This is a genomic window from Streptomyces sp. ME02-8801-2C, from assembly GCF_033793965.1.
Lineage (GTDB): Bacteria > Actinomycetota > Actinomycetes > Streptomycetales > Streptomycetaceae > Streptomyces.
Window position 1 is genome coordinate 24,634 of record NZ_JARAXP010000037.1, and the last position, 7,302, is coordinate 31,935.

A 7,302-nucleotide genomic window follows, 5' to 3' on the forward strand; every position below is an offset into this window, starting at 1 on the left:
GGCGCCCTGTGCACGTTCGCGTGTACCGGGCCGGGCACTTCCACGGCTCTGGCAAGATTTTCGTAGGCGGAGATCATCTGGGTGCCGTGGTCGGCCCGTCCGTGTAACGGCGGCGGAGGTGGGCGATCAGGACGACGCGGTGGCGCAGGAGCGGAACGCCGGCGCGTCCTGCCATCAGGCGTTTCTGGAGTTTGACGTCGGTGATGCGGCCTTCGTTGACGCCGGAGCTGTAGGTGGTGGAGATTCCCTGGGCGACGGCGTGCTGGTCTTCGCGCAGGGATCCGGCGATACCGGCAAGTGGTGGCAGTCCGCTGTGGGAGAGCGCGTCGAGCCAGGCCGGTAGGGGTGCGGCGTCGCGGTTGTGGAGCATGGCGGCGAATCGGCGGACCAGGTCGTGGGCGCGCTTGAGTTCCGGGCAGTGCGCAAGGAGGCGGTGCAGGCGGTCGGCGACGTGTAGGCCGCGGCGGTCCGGGTGGGTGGTGATCCAGCGGGCGGTCTCGCGTGGGGACGGCGGGCGTGCGCGGGGCTGGTCCAGCGGCAGTCCGCGTCGCAGGGGCGCGAGGGCCATCTTCACGCGCTGGTAGTGCCCGAGGTAGCCCTTGCTGCGGAGTTCCTCGTGGAGGACCATCGCGTTGTGTTCGCCCTCGTCCCAGCGTTGTTGCAGGTAGTCGCGGTAGGGATCCAGGGTGGAGGGCTTGCGGGGCGGGCGGCGCATGACCTCCTGCCAGGTGCGGGCGCGGGCATACTTGCGCACGGTTTTGCGGTCCAGGCCGAGCTCGCGGGCCACGGCGCTGTAGCTGCGGCCGGTGTCGGTCAGGGTGTGCACGGCCTGGAACAGCCCCCTGGCGTGCTGCCCGGCTCGTGTGTCCGCCGCAGCGTCTTCGGTGGCCACTTCGGCCGGTTCCGGGCCGGCCTCTTCCGCCGGCGGGAGGGCTTCGGGCAGGCAGCTTCGGTGGGCGGTAGCGATGTCCTGGACGCGACGTGACAGTCCCTGCCACATGTGGGAGCGGTCGCTGACCTGCACAGCCTCGAGGGCGCCGGCAGAGATGCCCTGGCGGTAGGCCAGCGAACCATCGCGGCAGACGATCTCGACACCAGGATGCTCACGGAGCCAACGGCTGAGCTGTTCGGCGTCCCGTCCCTCCCAGAGCGTGAGGGGCAGACGGGTGGTGGCATCGACCAGGAGAGTTCCGTAAGTGCCGCCGTAGAGAGCGAAGTCGTCCACGCCCAGCACCCGTGGAATGACAAGGGCCGGCAGTGGCATCCGCATCAGCTGCGACAGGACGGTGCACCGCGAGAGCGTGACGTTCAGGACCCGCAGCATCCGTGCTCCGCCCCGGCCCGCCAGTAGCACCCCTGCTGCCTCGACCACCCGCTGCAGTAGTGGTGTGCGCCATTGATAACGGACAGTCAGACCCGGCACTTGCTCGGCGAACGTCACCTTTGCGCAAGTGGTGTTCTCGCAGTACAGACGGCGCACGCTCAGCTCGACCAGCACGGCACGGTCGCCCAGCGACGTATCCCCGAGCCGTCTGACGTATCGGCTGTGACACCACCCGCTCGGTGTCCCGCAGCCCGTACACGGCGCGGGAGCAAGTGACCGCGTACGCGCACGGACAACCAACACAGGTCCAGAGCCGTCGACCGAGAGAACCGACACGCCCGCCAAGTGCGGTATATAGATAGGGCAGTTCAACAGAGCACACTCAAAGGCTGCCCGTTACGCGGACCGGCCGACCACGGCACCCAGATGATCTCCGCCTACGAAAATCTTGCCAGAGCCAGCAAAGACCGAACGCCGACACCGGCCCGCTCCTGCAGCGGGATGAACGAGCGCGCCGCTACCGCATCGACGATGTCCTCGTGGCTGGCCTCCAGCGGGCCTTCGCTCTGGCCGACGCCTGCCCCGACTTGCTGTGCGGCTAACCAGCCGGCCCGGCCAGTCACCTGATGCGGCCACGCCATCGGTTGGAGAACGTCTCGCCCGGCCCCGCACTCAGCTGGATCGGCACGGTTGCGACGTCGATGGCCTGCTCGGGCTACGGAGTCGCGGTCCGCGCCGGAGGCCGCAGTTGGGGAACAGGGTGCCCCTCCGGCCAGAAGTTCAACAGCTCGTTCTCCTTGGAGACGGCCCTGCCGTTCACGAGTTCGCGAACGGCAGGGTGCCGAAGACCAACGGGGGCCCACCGGAGTGGGCCCGCCGTCGGCGTCAGTGGCGGGTCTCCCACCACAGGATGAGCAGGGTCACCGCGCGCTGCCGAGCCGGTTCGCCGCGCCCTGGAGGAACTGGATCTGGACATCCTGACCATGGCTTCCGAGCCATTTGCGCAGGCGGCAGCTGGTGTGCCTGAGCCGCCTGCCCAGGTGTGCCCAATGCTTCGGCCCGCGTTTCGCGTTGTATACGTATTCACCGCCGGGCCGTACGTAAATAGCCTTGCCCGGAAACTGGATAGAGAGGCGGAACGACGCACCAAGTCATTGACTGTAATTAGCTATGGCTTCCCTATTCCTGGAAGGGAACCCTGCCATCGGACGCGAGCATTTTTCATGTACTGCTACGAGGCGGGGCAACAACCCTGAGGACCGGTGTCAGCAGTCAGTGTCCGCTCTCCACGGGCGCTCTTTCAAGGCGCGCGGTATAGCGACGTGCCCGCAGTCCGGATCTGGGGCTGGAAGTGAGCAGACCCCAAGCGTGCCGACTCCGTGTTACCGACCGCACTTGACTCAGTGCGTAGAGCATGTCCTGCCGGTGCGCGGTCCGCTCAGTCTTTGGCATCCACCATGCACTGTAGGCAGCTACTGCTTTCGGCACGTATTTACCGGAAAGGATCAGCCACACTGCCGCGCCGAGGGCGCCTCCTGTTCCCATTCCGCGGAAGATTTCTTGGAGACTCGGGCTACCCACGAGGTAAATCACCAAAAGTGCGATGCCGCTCACCATGGAGCCCATGACTCCATAGATGATTGAGTTCTTTGCCGCTGACACGCTGCCGGAATCGCCTCCAGAAATTACATACCTCAGCCCACCGACGGGGACCAGTAGCAGCGATATGATCAGGAAGAGCCAAATGATCCCGGGAAGAACTACGAAAGCAGCGTCGAGCACAGAAGAAGGATTCATCGTGCCCGTCCCAACCTGAGCCAGCCGGGAATCCAGCCACCCTCCTTCTCGTCTGTGCCCTCCGTCTGCCGTGCGGCGGCTTCTGTCTCCACGAACACCTCGGTTATGCCACTTTGGGCGCCGTCGGCAAGTGTGTAGGAACGCCGGGTGTGGTCCCCGATTGCTTCCTCATACTCGTGCAGCAGGCCCGCGACGACGAACTCGCGCAGGACCTGGCGGGTGTCGCTGAGCGGGATGCCGGTGTCGCTGGCGACCTTCAGCAAGTCCACCCGGCCACGGTCGCCCGTACGGAAATAGCGTGCGATCTCGCGGACGGTGTGATTGTGCAGCACTCCGCCGCGCGCGCGGGTGACCAGTTCCCTGGCCTTCTCTCGGCGACGTGCTTCGGCCTTCACCTGCTCCAGCGCGGCGGTGACCGTCTCCGGAGCAGAGTAGCGAGCGACGAGCCGAGCATAGCCGTCGTCGGAGCCATCCGTTTCGGGGCTGCGGGTAGGTCCAGTACTCATGCCTCCTCCGTTCCGAGTGCGCGCTGCAGGGCGCGGCGAGCGTGGGCGAGGTTGCCGCGGGTTTGTTCGGGAGTGCAGCCGAGGATCTCTGCGATCTCTTCTGGCTTCAAGTCTGCGAGGGTGAGTGTCATGACCTCCTGCTGGCGCGGCGGCAAGGTTTTGACGGCAGCTCCGGCCATTAGGGCGAGTTCAACTGCGGCGAGATCGGCGGCGGCTTGGGGGTCGGCGAGGGGTGTGTCGGGGAGCCGTGCGTGTTGGTCCTTGGCTATGCGGACGGCTTGTCGGAAAGCGACAGTCCGCATCCAGGCTTGAGGATTGTTGATTTTTTTCCAGTCCAGCAGCAGGCGGGTCATGGCCTCCTGGGCCGCTTCGTCGGCGATCTGCTCAGCGAATCCGTGATGATAGATCAGCGTGGCCACCACCTTTGGGTATTGCTCCTGGAAGAAGGCTTCGTAGCCGTCTGCCTCACTCGCCACTCCTGCTGTCCTCCCCCTGTGGACTGGGGCTGTCGCCGGGTGTGATCACACGCCGAACGACGAGGACCACTATGGTGATCAGGAACACCAACAGGGCTGCAGCGAGCGTGATCTGGGTGGACTTCGTCGTCGCGTACAAGGTACCGAGACCGCCCAAGATCGTGTTGATGAGCAAGACGAGCGAGGCGATCTCGTTCGCCTTCTGCATGTCATGTCCGGGCTCCCTGGCGGGAGGCGTCTGGCGAGAAGCCCCACTCGCGACGAGCGGGGTCTGTTCCTCGCTCTGGTGAGGCGCCAGCTCCGCCTCGAAGGCGTTGTCGTCCGTCATGCCTACTTAGAGCAGTCGAGCCACCTCTACGTGAAATGTGACGTGCACCACATGCTTTGTTCGTGGACCAGCGAGAGCCGTCCGCTACCGATGCAGACGCCCTGGCGGGTGGCCACCTGCCATCGCCGGTTGCCCTGGTGGGCCATCAGTGAATCGTGCGTCGGGAGGAGTGTCCGCCGGTTGCTGTAGCACCAGCACACCAGGCACCGAACCGCCGTGCCCTCAGACCGGCCCGAGGGCCGGACTTGATCATCCTCCAAGCGTGCCCGCCGCGCCGCCAGACAGGGACACAAGCCAGTGCAAACCGCAGGTCTTGCCTGTAAGCGGCCCTGTCCTCAACAGGCGTCCACCACGAGCCGTACGCCACCGCCGATTTCGGCGCGAGCCAGAAGGCCACCGCCGTCACAAACGCGATAGCCGGAACGGACAGGGTGATGATGATGATGCCTGCGTGATCCGGCCCTGCAGCCTGCCACAAGCCGAACGACGTCGCCCCGGTGATGCCCAGGCCGAAAACGCTGTAGAGAAACCCCTTTTTACCTGTCACCGACTGCGTGTAGTTGTTCCCGAAGGCGCCTACGGCCCATAGGCCACTCGAGGCCCATATCGAGCCGAGCGTCAACACCGTCAGTCCACCGAACAGACCACATGCGAACGATATGTAGCTCATTGGCCCCCCAGACGCGACCGCCGCATCCGGTGGCCCACCGAAACCAACCCCGCACGCAGGACACTTTCTTGTCGGAAGCATCGGCAACAGGTCAGCACGCAGACTGTCTGCGCCCGAATCACCGAAAATACTTCCCTCAGACATGATGCATGATCATCGCCAGCTGTGGTTTCTGGTGGCCTACCGTGCCGGGCGTAATGCGCTCCTGGCCGGAGCAGTGGCCCGTGATTCCTCATCGTGTTCGTTGCCATGCCGTCCCTGACGGTCACGGCCCCCCGTGACCGTGGATAGGGACCCCGGCCATCCCCGTCACCCGCAGAATCCAACCGCTGGCACTCCGCAGGACGGCAGCTGGTACGCCGACCCGGGACTCCACCCTGACGGCGTCGGCCAGCTGCGCAGCAACACCTCCTTCCCATCAGCGAAGCAGACCTGCGAACCAGAAGAGCGCGATGGTCAGTCCACCGATCGCGCCGAGCGGCCACGTCGATGCCCAAGAGCGAGAACACGTCTGCCACAGGCTCTCCTCTACTTTCGGCACGCTGGAAGCGGTCTGCCCCTCCCGCAGGGCACGCGCTTGATCCTCAAGCCACAGATAGGTCAGCCGATCATTACGGTTCCTCGACTCCACCTGCACCAACATCCCGACAAGGGCGACGAAGGCTCCGACCACAACGAGGCGCAGTACCCAAGCAAGCTGGTGGACGTGGGACACGTGGCCGACGGAGTCCTGCACCAGCTTGGTCGCGATGAAGTCGAACGTGGCCGCCGCAGCCACCAGCTGTAAGCCAATGGTCCTGCGTCCGACCATCGCCGATCTGTGATGCGCCGCCGCAGCGAGCAGAGCCTCGTGCTCCTGCAGCGTGTCTGTTCCCGACGAAAGGCCGGGCGTCCCATGATCCGGTGTCGGCGGTTGGTTCAAGATCTCTCCCTTCCGTTCTCAGCAGGCAGTGGCGATTACTGGCAAACCAGTCCGCCGCATCCGGCGCTCCGGCGTGGACGTCGCGGCGCCGGAGTTCCGCCTCAGCCCCACAGTTTGCGGGTGAGCTCCTTCGCCCACTCCACCCGCTCCTGGTGCGGACCGTGGGGCACGCACGGGGAGTTTGAGGTTCCCCCTGTCGGCCGGACAGCTTGATACTGGGACGGATGGTCCCGGAGGAAGCAGTCACAGGTAGTGAGCAGCAAGAGCAACATGAGTAAGCGGTACACGGCCGAGTTCAAGCGGGACGCGGTCGCCTTGGCGTTGTCCTCGGAGAAGACGGTCGCCGAGGTCGCGAGGGATCTGGGCGTGAGTCCGGAAGGGCTGCGTGGGTGGGTGAAGCAGGCGAAGGTCGACCGCGGTGAGGGGCCCGCCGGGGCTTTGACCACTGCGGAGCGTGAGGAGTTGGTCCGGCTGCGGCGGAAGGTCCGCGAGCAGGAGGCCACGATCGAGGTTCTGGGAAAAGCGACCGCCTTCTTCGCTCAGGACAAGATGAGGTAGACACCGTGGCACGGTGTCGTTTCATCGATGCGGAGAAGGTATCGGAGGGCAATCCTGCAGGTCACAGCGTTGCGTTTCTGTGCCGCGTGCTGGGAGTGCCCCGTTCCACCTACTACACGCACAGGGCGTCACGGCCGGCCCGGACGGTGCGGGAGCGGGCCGAGGAGGTGCTGGTGGGCGAGATCCGGGTGCTTCACGCCGGATCTCGCGGTGCCTACGGGGCCCCGCGGATCCACGCCGCCCTGCGGCGGGCCGGGCGGGTGGTGAACTCCAAGAAGATCGAGCGGCTGATGGGCAAGCACCGGATCGTCGGGATCACCCGCCGCCGACGGCGGGGCCTGACCCGGCAGGCGAAGCGGGCGGTGTTCGCGCTCGACCTGATCGGCCGGGACTTCACCGCGCCCCGGCCCGGAATGCGGCTCGTCGGCGACATGACTGAACTCAGCACGCTGGAAGGGAAGTTGTATCTGGCGACCTGTATTGATCTCGCGACGCGGGAGGTGGTCGGCTGGGCGATGGCTGACCATCACCGCGCCGAGTTGCCGGTCGCCGCCTTGCGGATGGCGGCCGGGCGTGGCGGCCTGGAGCAGGGTTGCGTCATGCATACGGATCGCGGCAGCGAGACCAGGTTCAACCAGTGGATGCAACACTGGCTTATTTCATCGATAGTAGATGGTCGTTGAGGGCTTCGGCGGGCGTCCTCCAACCGAGGCTCTTGCGG

Annotated in this window: 8 protein-coding genes; 2 read left to right on the forward strand and 6 right to left on the reverse strand. The window is 65.6% G+C overall.

Annotated elements, in window-relative coordinates:
- Positions 1-73: 73 nt before the first annotated feature.
- The 6 genes from PV396_RS43970 to PV396_RS43995 all read right to left on the reverse strand — a co-directional run bounded on the left by PV396_RS43970 (position 74) and on the right by PV396_RS43995 (position 6,023).
- Positions 74-1,660, reverse strand: coding sequence for an ISL3 family transposase (locus tag PV396_RS43970; protein WP_319213994.1), 1,587 nt, complete (start codon positions 1,658-1,660; stop codon positions 74-76).
- Between the two features lie 1,457 nt (positions 1,661-3,117).
- Entirely contained in the window at positions 3,118-3,627 is a 510-nt protein-coding gene (locus tag PV396_RS43975) for a hypothetical protein (RefSeq protein WP_319213995.1), read from the reverse strand.
- Entirely contained in the window at positions 3,624-4,103 is a 480-nt protein-coding gene (locus PV396_RS43980; protein WP_319213996.1) for a sigma-70 family RNA polymerase sigma factor, read from the reverse strand. Before PV396_RS43980 ends, PV396_RS43975 begins: the two co-directional genes overlap by 4 nt.
- On the reverse strand, positions 4,093-4,431 hold the full coding sequence (locus PV396_RS43985; RefSeq protein ID WP_319213997.1) for a hypothetical protein: 339 nt from the start codon (positions 4,429-4,431) through the stop codon (positions 4,093-4,095). Before PV396_RS43985 ends, PV396_RS43980 begins: the two co-directional genes overlap by 11 nt.
- 145 nt (positions 4,432-4,576) lie before the next feature.
- Positions 4,577-5,101: a hypothetical protein gene (locus PV396_RS43990; protein WP_319213998.1), complete on the reverse strand. Its 525-nt coding sequence runs from the start codon at positions 5,099-5,101 to the stop codon at positions 4,577-4,579.
- 418 nt (positions 5,102-5,519) lie between these two features.
- Complete coding sequence (locus tag PV396_RS43995; RefSeq protein ID WP_319213999.1) at positions 5,520-6,023, reverse strand: hypothetical protein; 504 nt, start codon at positions 6,021-6,023, stop codon at positions 5,520-5,522.
- Positions 6,024-6,275: 252 nt separating this feature from the next.
- On the opposite strand from PV396_RS43995, the gene PV396_RS44000 reads away from it, so the two are divergent.
- Positions 6,276-6,581 carry a transposase gene (locus PV396_RS44000; RefSeq protein ID WP_319214000.1) on the forward strand — a complete coding sequence of 102 codons (306 nt, stop codon included), beginning with the start codon at positions 6,276-6,278 and terminating at the stop codon, positions 6,579-6,581.
- A gap of 5 nt (positions 6,582-6,586) precedes the next feature.
- On the forward strand, positions 6,587-7,264 hold the full coding sequence (locus PV396_RS44005; protein ID WP_319214001.1) for an IS3 family transposase: 678 nt from the start codon (positions 6,587-6,589) through the stop codon (positions 7,262-7,264).
- Positions 7,265-7,302: the final 38 nt, after the last annotated feature.

Coding starts and splice junctions, on each gene's coding strand:
- PV396_RS43975 (WP_319213995.1), bottom strand. CDS start 3,627: ATGAGTACTGGACCTACCCGCAGCCCCGAAACGGATGGCTCCGACGAC.
- PV396_RS43985 (WP_319213997.1), bottom strand. CDS start 4,431: ATGACGGACGACAACGCCTTCGAGGCGGAGCTGGCGCCTCACCAGAGC.
- PV396_RS43990 (WP_319213998.1), bottom strand. CDS start 5,101: ATGAGCTACATATCGTTCGCATGTGGTCTGTTCGGTGGACTGACGGTG.